Origin of the sequence: Streptomyces albipurpureus, assembly GCF_023701525.1 — a bacterium.
GTDB lineage: Bacteria > Actinomycetota > Actinomycetes > Streptomycetales > Streptomycetaceae > Streptomyces > Streptomyces albipurpureus.
The window spans coordinates 182,535-201,901 of sequence record NZ_JAMQAW010000036.1 but is presented as its reverse complement, the minus strand read 5'-3'; the positions used below and the strand labels follow the sequence as shown (position 1 = coordinate 201,901).

At 69.4% G+C, this 19,367-nt stretch carries 12 protein-coding genes; 9 read left to right on the top strand and 3 right to left on the bottom strand.

Features of this window, described 5'->3' with window-relative positions:
- Positions 1-82: 82 nt before the first annotated feature.
- Entirely contained in the window at positions 83-847 is a 765-nt protein-coding gene (locus tag NBG84_RS27950; RefSeq protein WP_250922390.1) for a polyphosphate polymerase domain-containing protein, read from the bottom strand.
- Positions 848-1,092: 245 nt separating this feature from the next.
- Positions 1,093-1,746 carry a DUF4956 domain-containing protein gene (locus tag NBG84_RS27945; protein ID WP_250922389.1) on the bottom strand — a complete coding sequence of 218 codons (654 nt, stop codon included), beginning with the start codon at positions 1,744-1,746 and terminating at the stop codon, positions 1,093-1,095.
- Positions 1,747-2,975: 1,229 nt separating this feature from the next.
- Between NBG84_RS27945 and NBG84_RS27940 the strand changes: the two genes are divergently transcribed.
- Complete coding sequence (locus NBG84_RS27940; RefSeq protein WP_250922388.1) at positions 2,976-4,199, top strand: hypothetical protein; 1,224 nt, start codon at positions 2,976-2,978, stop codon at positions 4,197-4,199.
- Between the two features lie 105 nt (positions 4,200-4,304).
- On the opposite strand, the gene NBG84_RS27935 is transcribed toward NBG84_RS27940, so the two are convergent.
- The gene (locus tag NBG84_RS27935; RefSeq protein WP_250922387.1) at positions 4,305-6,122 is read right to left on the bottom strand and encodes a TerD family protein; all 1,818 of its coding nucleotides are present in this window, start codon (positions 6,120-6,122) and stop codon (positions 4,305-4,307) included.
- 627 nt (positions 6,123-6,749) lie between these two features.
- On the opposite strand from NBG84_RS27935, the gene NBG84_RS27930 reads away from it, so the two are divergent.
- From NBG84_RS27930 to NBG84_RS41215, 8 genes are all read left to right on the top strand, one after another.
- Positions 6,750-8,168, top strand: a complete 1,419-nt coding sequence (locus NBG84_RS27930; protein ID WP_250922386.1) for a serine hydrolase domain-containing protein — start codon at positions 6,750-6,752, stop codon at positions 8,166-8,168.
- Positions 8,168-9,205, top strand: coding sequence for a dipeptidase (locus NBG84_RS27925; RefSeq protein WP_285367824.1), 1,038 nt, complete (start codon positions 8,168-8,170; stop codon positions 9,203-9,205). The genes NBG84_RS27930 and NBG84_RS27925 overlap by 1 nt, the downstream gene beginning before the upstream one ends.
- 210 nt (positions 9,206-9,415) lie before the next feature.
- A complete protein-coding gene (locus NBG84_RS27920) occupies positions 9,416-11,638 on the top strand; it encodes a dipeptide ABC transporter ATP-binding protein (protein ID WP_250922384.1) in 2,223 nt (740 codons plus the stop codon).
- Between the two features lie 85 nt (positions 11,639-11,723).
- Positions 11,724-12,674: an ABC transporter permease gene (locus NBG84_RS27915; protein ID WP_250922383.1), complete on the top strand. Its 951-nt coding sequence runs from the start codon at positions 11,724-11,726 to the stop codon at positions 12,672-12,674.
- Positions 12,671-13,633, top strand: coding sequence for an ABC transporter permease (locus NBG84_RS27910; protein ID WP_250922382.1), 963 nt, complete (start codon positions 12,671-12,673; stop codon positions 13,631-13,633). The genes NBG84_RS27915 and NBG84_RS27910 overlap by 4 nt, the downstream gene beginning before the upstream one ends.
- Before the next feature lie 196 nt (positions 13,634-13,829).
- A complete protein-coding gene (locus NBG84_RS27905; protein WP_250922381.1) occupies positions 13,830-15,695 on the top strand; it encodes an ABC transporter substrate-binding protein in 1,866 nt (621 codons plus the stop codon).
- A gap of 93 nt (positions 15,696-15,788) precedes the next feature.
- Entirely contained in the window at positions 15,789-17,228 is a 1,440-nt protein-coding gene (locus tag NBG84_RS27900) for an erythromycin esterase family protein (protein ID WP_250922380.1), read from the top strand.
- Positions 17,225-19,336: a prolyl oligopeptidase family serine peptidase gene (locus NBG84_RS41215; protein WP_250922379.1), complete on the top strand. Its 2,112-nt coding sequence runs from the start codon at positions 17,225-17,227 to the stop codon at positions 19,334-19,336. Before NBG84_RS27900 ends, NBG84_RS41215 begins: the two co-directional genes overlap by 4 nt.
- Positions 19,337-19,367: the final 31 nt, after the last annotated feature.

Below are 19,367 nucleotides of genomic sequence, written 5' to 3'. Positions count from 1 at the left end.
CTCGGAAGGAGGTCCAAGGGGCGTCGGCCCCAGGACCACGGTCCAACTCCACCAGGGGTCGGACCAGGGTGGGGAGAACTGCTCAGGACGGAGCGATCACCGAGAAGGCGCGCCCGGCGGCGCGCCGCCAGCGGTTGGCGGCGAGACCTGGACGCAGCGCGGCGAGTGAACCGCAGTACTTGGTGAAGACCGCGGGCCGCACTCCGTGCGCATGCAGAAAGAGGTCCGCCTCGGTGAGATGACCGGTGGTCTTGGTCTCGACCAGGACCAGCCCGGGATCGCAACGGACAGCGGAACGGGCGCGGACGTCGTCGCAGCGCAGCCGCGCGTCGCAGGTGATCCGCTCGCCGTCGGAGACCAGGGTCGCCCGCTGGTAGTCGGTGGTGACCGAGGGGGCCAGCAGGGTGGGTGCCTCGATGCCGTACGCGGTGCGCAGGGCATCGGCGAGGAAGGCCCGGTAGGGCCCGTCGAGCGGGGTGTCGGACCCGGTCAGGGGGCGGCGGTGCTTGACCGTCTCACCACGCCCCCCTTTGAGTTTGATCTCGAACTGGCGCTCCCCGGAGTCCTGGTAGACCCGCTCCCGGATCTTGAACCGCAGCCGGCGACCCTGTCGGTGATCATGAAAGCAGCGCAGTTCGGGGGTGTCGTAGTAGACGGAGTGATAGCGGAACCAGCGTCGGCCGTCGATGGTGAGCGCCCGAAACGGCCCCTGCGGTCTTCGGGGATCGGTCAGATGCCTGGTCAGCGCGGCGAAGATCGGGGTGGGGACCAGATACGCCTGGTCGAAGCGAGCGAGTAGTTCGGCGCGCTCCTTCACCTCCGCGAGGGATATCGAGCGAGCGCTCATCACTGGCCAGGCGATCTCGTCGAGCCCCGGGAGGAATGAGTCCCCGGAGTCCCTCCGGTCGAGTGGAGTCGGCTTCGACCGGTCCTGACCAGAGTTTCGCTGCGCGCTTTCCCCTGGGGTTTCCCGAGTGCTTCCCGGCGGGTCCTTGCGCGAGGAGTCGTTCTGGGCGGACCCCGCGGACGGGGGCTCCGTCGATGGGTCCTTCTGCTTTCCGGGAAGCCGGCCCTGATCTGCCTCCGCGCCGGTCACACCGACTCCAGCGATGGTGTGGGAGCCTGCGGTGCGAGAGCGGTGGGCTGCTGGTTCTCCGGCTGAGTCTCCGCCGGCGCCTTCTTGGCCTCCTTCGGTATGCGGTAGCGCACATCCACGACGGTGAGATCGCGAACGTAGTCGACCTCCATGACCGTCCAGTTGAGGGGTTCTCCCAGCCGTCGATCGAGGTCGGCTCGGAGCTCGTCGGTGCTGCCGTACACGGCGTCCAGGGTGACGACCGTACGGCGGGCGCGGGCGAAGAGCCGTGGATGGTCGGCCGCGTAGATGACCACGAGCAGCAGGGCCGCGAGCGCGCAGGCCTGCTCGATCTCCAACTGGGGCAGACCGCAGAGCAGGCCGAGGACGAGAGTGGTGAAGTAGTAGGCGACTTCCTCGTGCTGGATGGAGTCAGAGCGGAGCCTGATGATCGACAGCACACCAAAAAGGCCGAATCCCAGTGCTGTACCGCCATTGCCATCGACCTGTGCGAGGGCTGCGACGACGGTGAAGAGGGCCACGTTGAGGGCCAGATACGCCGGGAGCAGATCACGACGCCGATGCCTTGGGTAGTACACGGCGAAGGTCAACAGGGATACGGCGATGAGGTCGAGGCCAAGATGCGTGCCGAGTTGCCTCAGGGAATCCAAGGGGATGCACACCTCCTCTAGGGAATGAAGGGATGGATGTGGATTGCCGGGAATACTAAGGAGCGCAGTGCAAAGAAACTGGAAAAGACATATCCGTTTATGCAAAAGTGGCTGGTGGTCGATTATCGGCCACCTTGCTCTCATGTGCGTTCGCGGGCCGGCGGTTCGAAGTGTGAAATCCCTGGTGATATCGGCGCCTGGACGCTGAGGCCTGCCGCAACACCCCTGGCCGTGCCCCTGGCTTTATGCCTGCACTGCACGTGTTCGGCTGGGTCGGATTGCCGCTTGGGAGGGTGGAAGGGCCGGTCTTGGGGGGTGGCAGTCAGGATCTTTCGGAGAAGCTGGACATCGACTAGATCAGGTTCTTCTCATAATCGCCTTGAAGGCTTGAGGTTCGCTGCGGCAAGCATGTTTCGAGATAGGCGGGAAAGTGACCCGCTGGGCGCTATGGAGGCCCCGTTGATTTCCTGCTGGTTGAAGTGTGAAAATTCATACGGAGGTCAATTGGCGCCGAAACTGGCCGGGTTTGCCCCTGCTCGGGCACGGTGTATCTGACACGGAACGCGTCCGCCCGGGAAGATCCGGAAAGGAGCGCTTCCCTCGGCGCCGCGGGACCCCTGCCCAGCGGATGATCGGGGCGCCCTGTGTCAATCAGGTGTTGGCCGGTCGGGTGTCTGATGGCCAACCTCAGCCGGTGTGCCCCTGACACTGGAAGCCCCTAGGGGTGTGCGCTCCGACCGCGCCCCGACGCGGAGCCGGTCAGCGCGCCGCGGAACTCCGCGACGGGGGTTCCGCGCTCCGCGACGTCTGTTCTGTGGCGCGGGTCCACGCTGATGGCTCACGGTCCGGGGCTCGTGCCCGGGCCTCACCGCCCCACCTCCGACTCCGGGGCCTCCCTCCCGCACCTCGCGTTGTCCGCGCGCAGGCCCGGGTCCCGGCCGTCGTCGACATCGACCAGCGGTGGGCCGATCCGTGGCTCTCGCCCGAGGTCCCCGGGCCATGGCAGCGGTTGATTCCGGTGTGCCTGCCCCCGGCCTGTGCGTAGCCCTACCGGGGGAGTGGCCGGGCGCGCCGGGGCGGACATGTCACACCGACGTGGTGGTGCCAGTGCCCAGCCTCCTGTCGTAATGTGAATGTATGAACAACGGCGGGGCGGGTCATGTCACCTCCTGCCGGTCCTTTCCCGGCTCCTGGATGTAAGGCAGCTGAACCGACCTTGCGAGGAGCCGATGGCCCATCAGACCCACAGTGACGTTCGCCCGTCGGCGGCCGCTGTTCCCGCCCCCAGGTTCCGTCAGCGAACAGGCGATCCGCGCGGACTGAGATTTCGCCCCGGTGACGCCTTTCTGCGGCTGATCGGCACGGTCCTCGCGGTCTACGCGGGGAGTGTCTCCCTCCATCTGGTGATCCTCGGGGCGATGACCAGCCCCGGCGGGTCCAGCGTCAGCGACCGTCTGTTGTCCTGGGACGGCCAGCTCTACACCTCGATAGCCGCCGACGGCTATCCGAACGGCTTCACCTACGACGAGAACAACCAGCCCGCGGGCAACAACCTCGCCTTCTTCCCGGTCTATCCGCTGCTGGCCCGAGGCCTGCACCAGATAACGGGCGTGGACGCGGGCACCGCGGCCATCGCCGTGGCCCATCTCTCCCTCATAGCGGCGCTGCTGGCCCTCCACTGCCTGGTGACCCGGCTCTATGACGAGCGCACGGCCACCATCGCCGTCATCCTGGTGGCCGGCGCCCAGCCCATGGCGCTGGCCTTCTTCATGGCCTACAGCGAAGCGCTCTTCCTCGCTCTGGCCGCGGGGGCGCTACTCGCGGCTCACCGTCGTTCCTGGCTCACCGCGGGCACCCTGGCACTCCTGACGGGCCTGACCCGGCCGGCGGCCGTCGCCCTGACCCTCGCCGTGATCACCGCGGTCATCCTGGAGATCCGTCGCACCGGCCGCCCCACCTGGCGACCGCTCACCGCGGTCGGACTCGCCTGCGCAGGCACCCCGCTGTATCTCCTCTGGGTGGGAAACCGAGCCGGTCAACTCGATGCCTGGTTCGTGATCCAGGAGGCGGGCTGGGGAACCCGTTGGGACAACGGAGCGTCCTTCTTCACGTTTCTCCGTGACACATTCCAGACCGGCGACGGCTGGGTCCCCATCAGCACCGCGGTACTGCTCATCGCGGCCATCTGCACCACCATCATCGCCTGGCGCCGCGATGCCTGGCCCCCGCTGCTGGTCTACGGCACCACGGTCCTGGTGATGACCCTGGGCCAGAGCAACTACTACCACTCCAAACTGCGCCTCCTGATTCCCGCGGTCCTCTTCCTGCTTCCGCTGGCCAAGGCGCTGTCCCGCGTCAGTCGTCGAACGCTGGTGATCACCTTGACCGCGGCCACGCTCTTCGGCTGCTGGTACGGCGCCCATATGGTCACCCTCTGGCGCTACGCGATCTGACCTTCCGCCCGGCCGGTCGGGTGTCTGTGTGTGTGTGTGGTGACGGCTTGCTGCCCAGGCCCCGTTCGCCGGGGCGCTGAGCGGCTCGCGTCCGGTCGGCGACCCTCAGTCGGCGATGTTGACGCCATAGCCGCGGGCGAGTCCATCGAGACCGTGGTCGTATCCCTGGCCGACCGCGCGGAAGCGCCAGATCGGGCCGCGGCGGTAGATCTCGGCAAGCAGCATGGTGCGCTCGGTGGTCGCTGCGTCCAGAGTGGCCTGGCTCAGCGGTAGCGCACTGGCGCCCGGTGCCGTGGTGATCTGGATCGCCCCGACATGGCCGAAGGTGGGTGTGCCGTCGATGGCGGCGGCAATGACCACCTTGAGCGCCGCGGGCGGCAGAGCGGCGAGTTCGATGCTGATGGTCTGCTCGGTGGGGCCGTCACTCAGCAACCGCACGGCCCCGTTGGGGCACTCCGGAGCGCCGTAGAAGGTGAAGTCGTCGTCATAGGAGACCTGGTCCTCCTCGTCGACGATGAACGCGACCAGATCGATCTCGCAGCTCGTCTGCTGCGCCCAGGAGGCGGTCACATTCCACCGGTGCGTCGCCTCAAGACGGGGCAGATCGACCACCCCGCCTCTGGGCAGGATGTGCGCGGCCTGGCCCCGATCGCCACCCGGCGCGGCCGGTGAACTGGTGGGTGCGATGAGCCAGTCGGCGTCATGCGTGGGTAGTTCGAGGGCCACGATGCGGCGCATGCGCCGATCCTTCTCGCCACCGGGGAGTATGACGGCGTCGGTGACACTGGCGGAGAGGTTGACCGCGGCGGACGCTCCCAACTCCACGACCCGCGTACGGGCCGCCACCGCCTGCGGATGGGTGCCGCCCAGCACCAGCACCCGGCGCCCCGACAGCGGTTTGCCGGCCGAGGTCCGCGGCCTACGGGTAGCCGGTGGAGTAGCAGGGGGCGCGGCCGTTGGCGCTTTCGTCCGCGCTGTCGCGGGGGCGGCGGTCGACTGGCTCTCGTGTGCTACCCCAGGACGCACATCGCCCAGCAGCCTGAGGAAGGTCCGCTCGTCGATGACGGGAACGCCCTCGGCCAGGGCGCGACGAGCCTTGGCCGAATCCGCCCCGGAGTCATTGGCCACCAACGCACTGGTGTGCCGGCTGACCGATCCCACCATGTTCAGACCCGCGGCAACGGACCGGGAGATGAGCTCGTCGCGGGCGATCCCGGTCTCTCCCGTAATGGCGATCTTCATGCCCTGGGTGAGTGCTCTCCCGCTGGTCATCCGTCCGGGATTGCGGTAGGCGCAGGGGGCCTTGGGCGGGTTCGGTGTGAAGTGCGAATCCTGTCGCGGGGGACAGGCCACCATCGGCAGCCGTAGATCGAGTCTGGCCGCCTCCCTCAGGGACGCCCGGAAGACGCCCGCCAACACCCGAGTGTCATCCAGGGCGTCATGGGCCCGCGTCTGCGGCACGCCGTAGTGCGCGGCCAGAGTCGCCAGACGCATGTCCTTGGTCGGCGGATCGACCCGACGGTTGAGGGCCAACGAACACAGCCGCTGGGAAACCGGCAACCGCACCCCCGCGCGGGCGAACTCGTGGGCCAGGAAGTCATAGTCGAACTGGGCGTTGTGCGCCACCATCACCCGGTTCTGCAGCAGTGCGCCGATCTGGGCCGCGACCTGGTCAAACGTCGGTGCGCCCCGCAGCCGTTCCGGAGTCAGACCGTGTATGTGCACTGGGCCGCAATCGCCTCCGGGGTTCAGCAGAGTGGAGAACTCGCCCGTCTGTTCTCCGTCCGGCCCCATGGTCACCACCGCGATCGACAGCACCCGGTGCTGGCGGGGTATCAGCCCCGAGGTCTCCACATCCACCAGGGCCCAGTCATGGGCGTAGTCGCGTGGATAGGGCACTTCGAGAGCGGCAGCGAGAGTCATAACGGCAAGGATGGTTTGTGATTCGCCCCTCCTTCAACCAGAATGCCGATTTTTCTCCAGGGGATGGACCCGGGTGCAGCCGGTACGCGATGGCCGGGCTCGGTACGGCGTGGTGCTGGCCCGCCCCTTCTCGCGCTGTCCCCCTGCGCGCACCGACTTGACGGCACATCAGAGATGTGACCGAGCGTTGGAGGATGGCCTTCGGCGCTACGGGAGACCGGCCCGCGGCCGGCATCCGATCCGCTGCCGACTCGATGAGGGTCGGCCCTCCGGTGCGCACCTCTTCGAGGTCCCGCGCTCGCCCGGCGTAGACGACTCCCCGTACTCCCGTCCGGTTCCGTGGTCCTGAGTCGGACCCGGCTGGGAGCGGATACGGCTACGCGTGATCATCGGGGTCGTCAGGACTCCTGGAGGCAGTGGACCCCTGAAGGCGGCCCGGTAGTCAGGGGCCGTAGCCGTAGCCGTAGCCACCCTGTCCGCTGGCGGGGATCCGCTATCGCGGGCCGGGGCGGCGGAGGTGGGTTCGGCCGGGAACACCAATCGATGGGTCACTTGTGGTGGGAGCGGACGAAGAGTGCGGTTTCCGCCAGTTCTATGCTCATCCGGAGTCGAGCGGGGAGGGATGCCGTGCCGAAGCCGGATGGGCTGGACAAACTGGATGGGCTGGACAGGGTCGGCGCGTGGTTGCGCCACCGATTGCCGGACCTCATCGTCGAGAGCGGGGTGCCCGGGGCGGCGGTGGCGGTGTGTGCCGGTGACGAGGTCGTCGAAGCCGCGGCCGGCGTGCTGAGCACGGCCACGGGTGTCGGGGCCACGGTGGACTCCCTCTTCCAGATCGGTTCGATCACCAAGGTGGTGACCGCGACGCTGGTCATGCAGCTGGTCGACGAGGGCAGGCTGGACCTCGACGCTCCGGTGCGGGCGGTCCTCCCGGAGTTCCGGATCGCCGACGAGCAGGCGGCGCGGCGGATCACCACACGGCACCTGCTCTGTCACGCCGCGGGCTTCGAGGGGGACATCTTCACCGACACCGGCAAGGGCGACGACTGTCTGGAGCGATACCAGCACGTCCTGCGCGATGTGCCGCAGCTCTTCGAACCGGGCGGGATGTTCTCGTACAACAACGCCGGCTACTGCGTGCTGGGGCGGATCGTCGAGGTGCTGCGCGGGGAGCCGTTCGACGTCTGCGCTCGGGCACGACTGTTCGCGCCACTGGGTATGACCCACACCGCGAGCGACCCGTACGAGGCGATCGTCCACCGCGCGGCGGTGGGCCATACCGAGCGGACGCCGGGAGCCCCGGTGGAGCCGACCCGGGTCTGGGCGATGGCGCGATCGAACGCGCCGGCCGGGTCGATGCTGGCGATGCGCCCCCGCGACCTGCTGGCCTTCACCCGGATGCACCTCGCCGGGGGCCTGGGCCCGGACGGCGCTGCCGTGCTGAGCCCGGCGAGTGTCCGGGCCATGCAGCGGCCGCAGATCGCCCAGCCCGACATCGATCAGGGCGCCGCCTGGGGTTTGGGCTGGGAACTCTTCGACCTGCCGGGTGGCACGGTCTTCGGGCACGACGGGAACACCATCGGGCAGTCGGCGTTCCTGCGGGTGGTGCCGGAGCGCGGTGCGGCGGTCGCGATCGTCACCAACGGCGGGCTGTCGCGGCGGGTGTATGCCGAGGTCATGGGCCGGGTGCTCGGTGAACTCGCAGACGTCGCCCTGCCCGCGCCGCCGATGCCGGGTGCGGACGCTCCCGCGCCGGAGGCGGCGCAGTGCGCCCGGTACGTCGGCACCTACGCATCGAGCACCGCCGCGACCACGGTGAGCCGGGACACGGCGGGGCGGCTGTGGTTGGAGCGCACTCCCCTGGGAGTCATCGCCGACCTGGACGAGGCGCCGTACCGCACGGAACTGGTCGCCTGGCGCGGTGACACCTTGCTCCCGGTCGAGCCGGAACGCGGTGTCCACGCGCCGCTCGCATTCCTCGGTGACGACGGGCAGGGGCGCGCGCGGTACCTGCACACCGGCCGGGCCGAGCGGCGGGCGGTGTGATGAACGAGCTGCACCGGCGCGCCGTCGTCGCCGACCTGCACAACGACCTGCTGTGCGCGGTGGTCGCCCGGCCCGTGGACCACTGGGCGGACTTCTTCCGGGAGCGCTGGCTGCCGCAGTTGCGGGCCGGCGGGGTGGACATTCAGGCGCTGCCGGTGTTCATCGAGGATTCGTTCCGGCCCGAGGGCGCGCTGCGCCGGACGCTGCGCATGATCGAGGCGGCACACCGGCTCGCGGCCGGCAACGCCGATGCCGTCGCGCTCTGCGAGGACGGCGCCCAGATCGACCAGGCCCTGGCCCAGGGGCGGATCGCCCTGGTTCTGGCGTTGGAGAGCGCGCCCGGTGCGGGTGAGGACGTGGAGTTGCTGGAGACCCTGTTCCGATTGGGGGTCAGGATCGCGTCCCTGGCACATTTCGGACGTACCGCCTTCGCCGATGGCAGCGGGGAGGACGGGACGGGCGGTCGGCTCACCCGTGCCGGGGTCGCGGCGCTGGCCGAGATGGAGCGCCTCGGCATGCTCTTCGACATCAGCCATCTCGGTGCGGCCGGGGTCGAGCACGTCCTGGAGTCGGCATCACGGCCGGTGGTCGCGACGCACTCCAGCGCGCGGGCGCTCTTCGACCACCACCGCAATCTCAGCGACGAGCAGATCCGAGGCGTCGCCGCGGGGGGCGGGGTGGTGTGCGTGAACTTCTTCGCCCCCTACCTGCACGAAAGCGACTACTCGATCGACCGCTTGGTCGACCACTTGGAGCATGTCGCGGGTGTGGCCGGGGTCGAGCACGTCGGGCTGGGTCCCGACTTCATCAAGGAGGTGCTCGCCGACACCACGCCCCCGTGCTGTGAGCGCGCCTTCGTCGAGGGGGTGCCGGCCGACGCCTATCTGCCCGGCCTCACGGGTCCGGCCGGGCTGCCGCTGGTCACCGAGGCGCTGCAACGGCGTGGTTGGCCCGCCGGCGACATCGTCGCGGTCCTGGGGGAGAACGCACGGCGGCTGCTGCGAGAGCAACTCGGCCGGCCCGCGTCCGCTGGCTGAGCGCCGGATCTGGCGGGGCGGGGAGCGGGTGGGGCAGGGGTGGACTTTTCCGGACTCATCGATTCCACTTGCTTCCCTGTCGGCTCATCGCGGGGACCCCTTCGTACGACCGGACAAAAACCAACCCGAATGTTCGATGAACCCGACGAACGGCACCTGGGGATTGTGTCCCAATATCGTCGGGTGGCCAAGGATATGGAGAGCGCTACCGTGCGCACGAGCGAGGGTACTGAGAACGCGCTTGGGCCCGCGGACGACAGCCGCGTGCTGACGATCCGCGATCTGTCGGTCGAGATCCGACGCGGCGATCGTGTCGTCCACCCCGTCTCGGGCGTCAACCTGGCGCTTGACCGCGGGGAGACCCTGGGAATCGTCGGGGAGACCGGCTCCGGCAAGTCCATGACCGGTCTCGCGATCATGGGCATGCTGCCGGCCGGTGGCCGGGTGACCGACGGGTCGATCGACTTCGGCGGCACGGAACTCGTCGGGCTCCCCGCGGAGCGGTACCGGGCCATCCGCGGCAATGACATCGCGATGGTGTTCCAGGACTCGATGACAGCGCTGAACCCCACCCGGCGCATCGGCGAACAGGTCGCCGAGCCGGTGCGACTGCACCACGGCGCATCGAAACGGGCCGCCCGCGCCCGCGCAGCTGAGTTGCTCGACCTGGTCGGGATACCGAGGCCCGCCGAGCGGATGGACGACTACCCGCACCAGCTCTCGGGAGGCATGCGGCAGCGGGTGATGATCGCCACGGCTCTGGTGTGCGAACCGCGGATAGTCATAGCCGACGAGCCGACCACCGCGCTCGATGTCTCCATCCAGGCGGAGATCCTCGATCTCCTCGACGACCTCAGGTCCCGGCTCGGCATGTCGATGATCCTCGTCACCCACGACATGGGGGTGATCGCCCGGCACGCCGACCGGGTGGGCGTGATGTACGCCGGGCGGGTGGCCGAGACCGGGCCGACCCCCGCGCTCTTCAGCCACACCCAACACCGCTACACACACGCGCTGCTGTCCTCGATCCCCTCGCTCACCCATGACCGGCGCGAGAAGCTCTTCAGCGTCCCCGGAGCACCGCCGGACCTGGCCGTGCTCCACGCCGGCTGTCCCTTCGCACCGCGCTGCGCGGCCGCGACGGACCGGTGTCGCGAGGAGCGGCCGACGCTGTCGGTGGGGGAGGGCGGTCACACCCACGCCTGTTGGCACCCGGTCTCCGGCCCAGCGGTCCGGGCCCAGCACCTGCCGGAAACCGTGACACCGGAAGCGGTGACACCGGAAACCGGCATATCGGCGACCTTGAAACCCGTGACCGTCGTATCGCCGCACCTGACACCCGCGCCCGTCGCATCAGCGCCCGTCACGTCGGTAACCGTCACGCCGGTGACTGTCTCACCCGTGGTCCACCCCGAGCGGGAGACCGCGTCACGCCTAAGGGTCGTCGATCTCAGACGCGAGTACCCGGTGGGCGGGCGCGGCCTCTTCGGGGAGCGCCGCACGGTCAAGGCGGTCTCCGGGGTGAGCTTCGAGGTGGCGGCGGGCGAGACGTTCGGTCTGGTCGGGGAGTCGGGGTGCGGAAAGTCCTCCTTGGGCCGGATGCTCGTGGCCCTGGACCGGCCCGACTCGGGTGAGGTGATCTTCGACGGTGCCTCGGTGACCCGGATGAGCTCCCGTGAACTCGGTCCGCGCCGGGCCCAGCTACAGATGATGTTCCAGGACTCGAACGCCTCCCTCGACCCCCGGATGCGCATCGGTGCGATCCTGCGCGAGCCGCTGGCGATCCAGGGCATCGGCAGCCGCGCCGAGCGCACGGTCAGGGCCCGTGAGCTGCTGGGGGACGTGGGGTTGCCCCTGAGCGTCCTGGAGCGCTACCCCCACGAACTCTCCGGGGGACAGCGCCAGCGGGTGGGGCTGGCCCGTGCGCTCGCGCTGGACCCCAGGGTGCTGGTCGCCGATGAACCGGTCAGCGCGCTGGACGTCTCCGTCCGCTCCCAGGTCCTCAACCTGATGCGACGCATCCAACGCGAACGCGATCTGAGCAGTGTCGTGATCTCCCACGACCTCGCGGTCGTGCGCTATCTGGCCGATCGGGTCGGGGTCATGTACCTGGGCAAGTTGGTGGAGACCGGCACCACCGACGAGGTGTACGGCGCCACCGCGCACCCCTACACCGCGGGGCTGCTCGCGGCGGTCCCCGAGGCGGACCCAGGGGCGCCGTCGCCCCGCGCTGGCGTGCGGGTGCGCGGCGAACTGCCGAGCCCCATCGATCCGCCCAGCGGCTGCCGGTTCCGCACCCGCTGCGCGCTGGCCACCGAGGTGTGCGCGTCGGCCGAGCCACCGCTGACGACGGTCACCGGTTCGCACCAGGTCGCCTGCCACCACCCGTTGCGGTCGCAGGCGGGACAGCCCGTGGAGCTGACGACACGATGACGCGCTTCTCGCAGCTTCCCCAGGTCTCACGGGCCTCATGGGCCTCACGGGCCTCACGGTTTTCTTGTAGAGGGGATGAGCACGCATGACCTGGTACGTGGTCCGACGGATGGCGATCTCCTTCCTCGTCCTGCTGGGGATATCCGCGGCGGTCTTCTTCCTCCTGCACCTGGTGTCGGAGAACCCGGGCCGCGTCGTCCTGGGGCAGCGCGCCTCACCCGAGGCGGTGGCCGACTTCAACCGGGAACGCGGGTTCGACCGCCCGGTCGTCATGCAGTACTTCAGCTATCTGGGCCAGCTCGCCCAAGGAGACCTGGGGCGGTCCTACAAGCTGAACGAGAACGTGGGGGAGCTGTTGCGGCAGAACGTCGGCCGCAGCGCGATGCTGTCGCTGGCCGGTCTGGTCCTCGCGCTGCTGATCGCCGTCCCGCTCGGCATCCTCCAGGCGGTCAGGCGCAACAGCCTCATCGACCGGGGCGCCACAGCGGCCTCCTACGTGCTCTACGCGACACCGTCGTTCCTGCTGGGCCTGGTCCTGATCGCCGTGTTCAGCCAGTCCCTGGAGTTCTTCCCAGCCGAGGCGTCCCAGTCGCGCTCCCCCTGGGTGGTCTTCACCGATCCCCGTGCCATGGCCCTCCCCGTCATCACGCTCGCCATCACCAGCGTCGCGGTCTTCTCCCAGTACCAACGCTCCTCCGCGCTGGACCAACTCGGCCAGGACTACATCCGGGTCGCGCGAGCCAAGGGGCTCCCGGAACGGCTCATCCTCACCCGCCACCTGCTGCGCAACGCCTGCCTGCCACTGATCACTCTGGTCGGCACGCTCATCCCCACCATCCTGGCGGGCAACCTGATCGTCGAGTCGCTCTTCAACTACCCCGGCCTGGGCCTGCTGTTCCTCAACAGCCTGCACCGCGAGGACTATCCGGTGCTCCTCGCCTACACCCTCATGGGTGGTGTTCTGACCGTGATCGGCAACTTCATCGCCGACATCGCGGTAGCCGCCGCCGACCGCCGAATCGAGTTGGAGAAATGACCTCACCACACGTGGACACCACGGAGGCCACCGAGACGGATGTCATGGCACGTTCCGAGACCGAACCCACCGAACCCACCGAACCCACCGAATCCGCCGGGGCCAGAGAAACGCAGAAACGATTCTCCCCGCGGTCGGTGCTGCGTACGCTGCGCCACCACCCGGTAGGCCTCGCCGGAGGGCTGCTCCTGCTACTCGTCGTCGGGTTCTGCTTCATCGGCCCTCTGCTGTACCGCACCAACCAGACCGATGTGGACCTGCTCAACGCGACGCTGCCGCCCGGCCCCGGGCACCCCCTCGGGACCGACCCCAACGGGTTCGACGTGCTCGGTCGGCTGATGGAGGGCGGCAAGGTGTCCTTGCAGATCGGGCTGCTCGCCGCACTCTTCGCCACCGCGATCGGTACCGTCTACGGCGCCGTCGCGGGGCTCGCCGGAGGCGTCCTCGACGGGTTCCTGATGCGGGTGGTGGACATCCTGCTGTCGGTGCCCTTCCTCTTCTTCGTCCTGATCCTGTCGGCGAAGTTCCATGCGAACGCCGTGTCGTTGAGCCTGGTCATCGGCGGGTTCTCCTGGCTGATCTCCGCCCGGCTGGTCCGCGGCGAGGTCCTGACCCTGCGCGTGCGGGAGTTCGTCCTGGCCGCACGGGTGATGGGGGCGTCGCGTCGGCGGCTCATCCTCACCCATCTGATCCCGAACGCGCTCGGCGTGATCATCGTCAACATCACCTTCCAGGTCGCCGACGCCGTCCTCGTCGTCGCCGCCCTGGGGTTCCTGGGCTTCGGGCTGACGTATCCGACCGCTGACTGGGGCAGTCAGCTGGCCAGCGGCGCCACCTTCATCTCCGCCGACCACTGGTGGCTGATCTATCCCGTCGGCGGCTGCATCATCCTCACGGTGCTGGCGCTCAACCTGCTCGCGGACGCGCTCCGGGACGCCGTCGGGCGACGGGCCGACTGAGTGGGCGGGCCGGGCCTGTCGGCCCCGACGGACAGGGGGGCCGGGAATTGTCGCGCTCGCCGAACACCGATGAACACCGGTGCGACATCTTCGACCCACGCCGAAGCGGTCCCGGCCCCCTCGCCCGCGCCGCCGCTGTTCCGCCGCCACCCCCACTTCTTCGCACCTCTCCACCACACCCCGCAGGGAGCCATCCATGACGCATGTGTCCGGTAAGCCGCGAGGACGCCGGTTGGCGGCGCTCGCCGGCGTGATCGCCGTGCTCGCCACGGCGTGCAGCGGCGGCGGCAGCAGCTCGGCCAAGGACGTTCAGGGAAGCTACAAGACCCTGCCGAAGGAGTCGGGGAAGCCCAAGGACGGCGGGACGGCCACGGTCGCGCTGACCCCGGGACTCAGCCCCAACTACATCTACCCCTACCCGCCGGCGTCCGCCAACGGGACCGTCATCGCCCGGGGGCAGATGTGGCGCTCCCTCTACCGCCCCAGCGGTGAGGGCAACCAGATCGCGGACACCAAGCTCAGCCTGGCCGAGGCCCCCGCCTACAGCGCCGACCGCAAGACCGCGACCATCAGGATGAAGGACTTCACGTGGTCCAACGGCCGACCGGTCACCGCCCATGACGTCGTGTTCTCCCTGGCCCTGCTCAAGGCCTCGCTCAAGGAGAGCCCGGCCAACTGGAGCTTCTACACCCCGGGCCAGTTCCCCGACGGGGTCACCGCGAAGGCCCCCGCGGCAGACACGCTCACCCTCCAACTGGAGACCGCGTACAACCCGTCCTACCTGCTGTCGATGCTGACACTGCTGTACGTGATGCCATCCGAGGAGTGGAGCATCGCCAGCACCGGGGGGCCGCGTCTGGACTACGCCAAGCCGGAGAACGCGAAGGCGATCTACAAGTACCTCACCAAGCAGTCGGAGTCCCAGTCCACGTTCGCCAGCAACCCGCTCTGGCAGGTGGTCAACGGCCCGTACCGCCTCAAGAGCTTCGACCCGACGACCGGATCGTTCTCCCTGGTCCCCAACAAGTCCTACAACGGTCCGGGGGACTCGCGGCTCGACCAGGTCGACTTCAAGTCCTTCACCTCGGCCGCGGCGGTGCTCAACCAGTTCAAGGCCGGCAATCTGACCGTCGGAACACTGGACTCCAGCTTCATCACACAGATCGACGCGCTGAAGAAGCAGGGCTACCACGTCTACGGCGCCCCGGCGCCCGCCCGGTTCGACCCGCTGGTCCTCAACTTCGAGAACACCACCGGCAACTTCGACAAGATCATCGCGCGGCCGTACGTCCGGCAGGCCCTGCAACACCTGATCGACCAGCAGGGCTACATCAAGAGCCGGGGAGTCTACAACGGTGCCGCCTCCCCGAACTACAGCACCGCGGGCAACGGCTCGCCCTACCCGCCCGAGTTCGGCGACAAGGCGCCCTACCCGTACGATCCGGCCGCCGCGAAGAAGCTGCTCACCGACAACGGCTGGAAGGTGGTGCCGGACGGCGCCACCACCTGCGAACGCCCCGGTACCGGGGCGGGCCAGTGCGGGGCCGGCATCCCGAAGGGGCAGACGATCGACTTCCCCCTCGCCTCCGCCAACACCCCGGCGTTCGTCGGGGCCCGGGACATCGCCTTCGCGTCGGCGGCCAAGAAGCTCGGCGTCAAGGTCACCATCGTGTCCAAGTCGCTCAACTACCTGTACACCAACTACGGCAACAGCTTCGCGCCCGCCAACAAGGACAAGTGGGCGACCCAGGACTACGGGCCGCTGTACCTCGCGGCCGGGTACCCGAGCAGCAACACGGTGTTCAACAAGGGCGGCAGCTTCAACCTGGGCGGCTACCAGAACGCCGAGGTGGACAAGCTGATCAACGGCTCGACCTTCGGAGCGGACTCCAAGGTCCTCTCCGCCGAGGTGACCAGCCTCTCCAAGGACCTGCCGGTGCTCTTCTTCCCGACCCCGCACACCCTGGTCGTGTGGAAGAACACCCTCTCCGGTCCACCGGCGTCGTTCAATTCGCTGCTCAGCTTCCTGTACACGCCGGAGCAGTGGTACTTCCGCGACTAGGAACCTTCTTCGGACCGGGCCGGGTCCAACCCGGCCCGGTCCGAGCGGAAGGCCCTCAGCGTTCCATCACCATCCTGGGAGGAGGCAGCCGCTATGGACACGTCTGCGGACTCGTCATCGGACGCGTTCGCCTGGCCGCTCGGCCAGAGCGCGGGCCCAGCCGAGATCGGGGCGCTGCGTGAGCTGATCGGCGACGCACGGGTGGTGGCCCTCGGTGAGGGCGCCCACAACATCACGGAGTTCTACGGGCTCAGGGACCAGCTCTTCCGGCTCCTCGTCCAGGAGTTCGGGTTCACGGGCCTGGTGCTGGAGTCCGGCTTCCCCGAGGGCCTCGCCGTCAACGAGTGGATCCACGGCGGACCGGGACGCATCGAGACGATCGCCCGTGACGGCATCACCTACCGGTTCGGCGAGTCCGAGCCGACGCGGCGGCAACTGCGCTGGATGCGCCACCGGAACACCGGGGATTTCGCGAAGGTCGGCTTCTACGGGATGGACCTCCCCGGTTCGTCCACCTCACCCGGGCCGGCGGTCCGCGCCTGCCTGGAGCGGCTACCGGCCCGCCCGGGTGACGAGGAGTTGCTGCGGCTGAGCGACCTGGGCGGCCGTTCGCATGCGGCACTCCGGTACGCGGCGATGTCCGCGTCCGACAGGGCCCGACTGCTCGAAGGGCTCCAGGGGCTTCAGGAGCGCGCGCTCCGGTTCAGCCACAAGGACGGCGTGGACAGGGAGCACAGCGAGGATGCCGAGGTCGCGCTCTGGTGCGCGGCTTCGCTCGGGGCCTTCGTCGCGGAGGTCGAAGGGGCCGGTTCGACGTTCCCGACGGGGCGACCGTACCCGCGGGAGGCGTTTATGGCGCGGAGCGTGGAGTGGGTACTCCAGCGGGAGCGGCGCGTCATGGTGAGCGCCCACAACGCGCACGTTCGCCGTTCGCCGTTTCATGGCCGGCCGACCCTGGGCGGTCTGCTGGACTCCGCGTTGGGCGCCGACCTGGTCGTCATCGGGATGACCTACGGGTCCGGTCCGGAGATCCGGTTCACCCAGCGTTCCCCGCGCCCGTTCGACTGCGAGGTCACCCTCGGCGCGCGGACCCTGACGCCGGAGTCCGTCGAGTCGCGGCTGGACCGCCTCGGTCCGCGGGTGGCCGTGGTCGATCCGCGCCGCGCGCCGGGCGGGTTCCTCGACGGGGTCGAGGGCACGCTCGCCAGCGGTGGACTCGACCCCGTCGACGACTTCCCCGCGGCCTACGACGCGCTCATCCACGTCCGGCGGGTCACTCGGGTCCCCGGGGCGTTCGAGCGGCTCCGCGCGGAGTTCGATGCGGCCGCGAGGTCGGCCCCCGAGGCAGCAGCGGAAGTAGACGCAGGCACGAACACAGGCACGGAAGCAGGCACAAACACAGGCACGGAAGCAGCCGCAGCAGCAGATTCGGACGCGGGCCCGGATTCAGAGGCAGAGGCAGAGGCAGAGCAGTCCGCGCGTTCTGGGGACCTCGGCGGTCCTGAGGCCACTGAGGAGTCGGAGTCACCGTGAACGTTGTCCCACCCCCGTTTTCGCCCGCGTACCCGCCCGCCCGTACCGTCGAGGTCGTCGCGGACGTCGCGGGCGTCCGGGTGCCCGACCCGTACCGGTGGCTGGAGTCGGAGACCGACGAGGTACGGCGGTGGCAGCGCCAGCAGGCCGGGCTCGCCACCGCCGTCAGCTACGACGGGCAGGATCCGGCGGCCGTTCGGAAGCTGGTCGAGACGTATGACCGCGGGTCCCGTCCAGACCTGCCGAAGTACGCGGCCGGCCGCTGGTTCCGCGCCGTGACCGAGCCGGGTGGGGCGGCGCCCACGGTGGTCGTCGCCGACCGGCCGTTCGGCGCGGGACGGTCCGTGGTCGACCTGGCCGCGTTCGGCAGCGAGCAGAACCCGGCGTTCCTGTCCTGGCTGATGCCCGCGCCGAACGGCCGCGTCCTTGCCCTGGGCGTCTGCGCCGACGGCAGTGAGCACAACACCATCCGGCTCATCGAGGTGGAATCGGGGCGGGTGCTCGACGGCGCCCCGTCGCAGGTCCTGCACAGCGCGTGGGCCGGTGGCGTCTCCTGGCTGCCCGACAGCAGCGGCTTCTACTTCCTCGCGCTCACCGGCTCACCACGGGAGTTCCGGCAGGCGGTGTTCCGCCACCGGCTCGCCACACCGCCGCCGAACGGGGACGGTGCGGCCAGCACGGTGGTGGAATCGATTCCGGTCGGCGCGGGCTCCCGGGAGTACACCCTGGTCCAACTCTCGCCGGACGGCCGGTGGGCCGTCGCGAGCCACCGGGTGGGCAGCCCCGTCCCGGTCGCGGTGCGCGACCTGTCCCGGCCCGGCGCGACCTGGCGCCCCTTCGTCACCGAGTGCGTCGGAACGATCGCCGGACATATCGTCGGCGACCGCTATATCGCGGTGACCGATGTCGGTGCCCCCCGCGGGCGGGTGGTCGCCCTCCCGCTCGATGCGGGGGACCCCAATGACCCCGCGGGGTGGACCGAGTTGGTGCCGGAGGGTGAGACGGTGCTGCGATCCCTCTCCCCGGTCGGTGAACACCTGTACCTCAGCGAGTTCGACCAGACGTTCGCCAGGGTCCGGATCCTCGACCGTTCGGGCGCCACCACCGGGGAGGTTCCGCTGCCCGGCCGGGGCGCGCTCGCCGCTCCGTTCTTCGCGTTGACCGGCCTGGCGGTCGGCGCTCCCACGGACGACTTCGTCTTCGCCTTCTCCACCCTGACCAGTTCCTGGGGCGTCTACCGGCACCGGCCGGGGGATTCGGGGATCGAGACGCTCTTGGCCCCCGAGCTCACCCTCGACGCCGAGGTGACGGTGGGCCGGGCCGTCGCGGCCGACGGGGTGGCGGTCCCGTACCACGTGGTGCGGCCGGCGGGCAGCGACCCGGCGCGACCGGCGCCCACGCTGATCTCCGCGTACGGTGCGGCGAACGTGCCCCTGCTGCCCCAGTACCAGCCCGACCTGGCCGCCTTTGTCGCGGCCGGTGGCGTACTCGTCCAGGCGTATCTGCGCGGGGGCGGCGAGTTCGGCCGGGACTGGTACCTGGCCGCGCACCGCGAACGCAAGCAGGTGCGCGACAGCGACCTCATCGCGGTCGCCGAGCACCTGGTCGCCACAGGGCTCACCAGCTCCGACCGGCTCGCTCTGACCGGTGGGTCCGACGGCGGTCTCATGTGCGGGGTGGCCCTCACCACACGGCCCGAGCTGTGGCGTGCGGTGCTGCCGCGGGCGCCGCTCCTCGACCTCATCGGGGGTACCCGCGATCCCTATCTGGACTTCGTCATCCGCAAGGCGTGGGCTGACCCGGACGATCCCGCACAGATACGGCGACTCCTTCGGCTGTCGCCGTACGAGTTGGTCAGGCCCGGGGTCTTCCCCGCGGTCTACCTCCAGGCGGGGGCGACCGATCCGCGGTGCCCACCGTGGCAGGCGCGCAAGTTCGCCGCCCGGTTGCAGGCGGCCCAGCAGGGCGCGGCGCCGATCCTGCTGCACGTTTTCGACAACGCCGGTCATGGTGCGGCGACCGCGCCCGAGGTGGCGGTCGCACAGGACGCCGAGTGGTTGGCGTTTCTGATCGGCACACTCGGTCTGGGGAGTGAGGGGGTCCACTGAGATCGGTGGGCGGTGTGAGATGAGCGGGCGG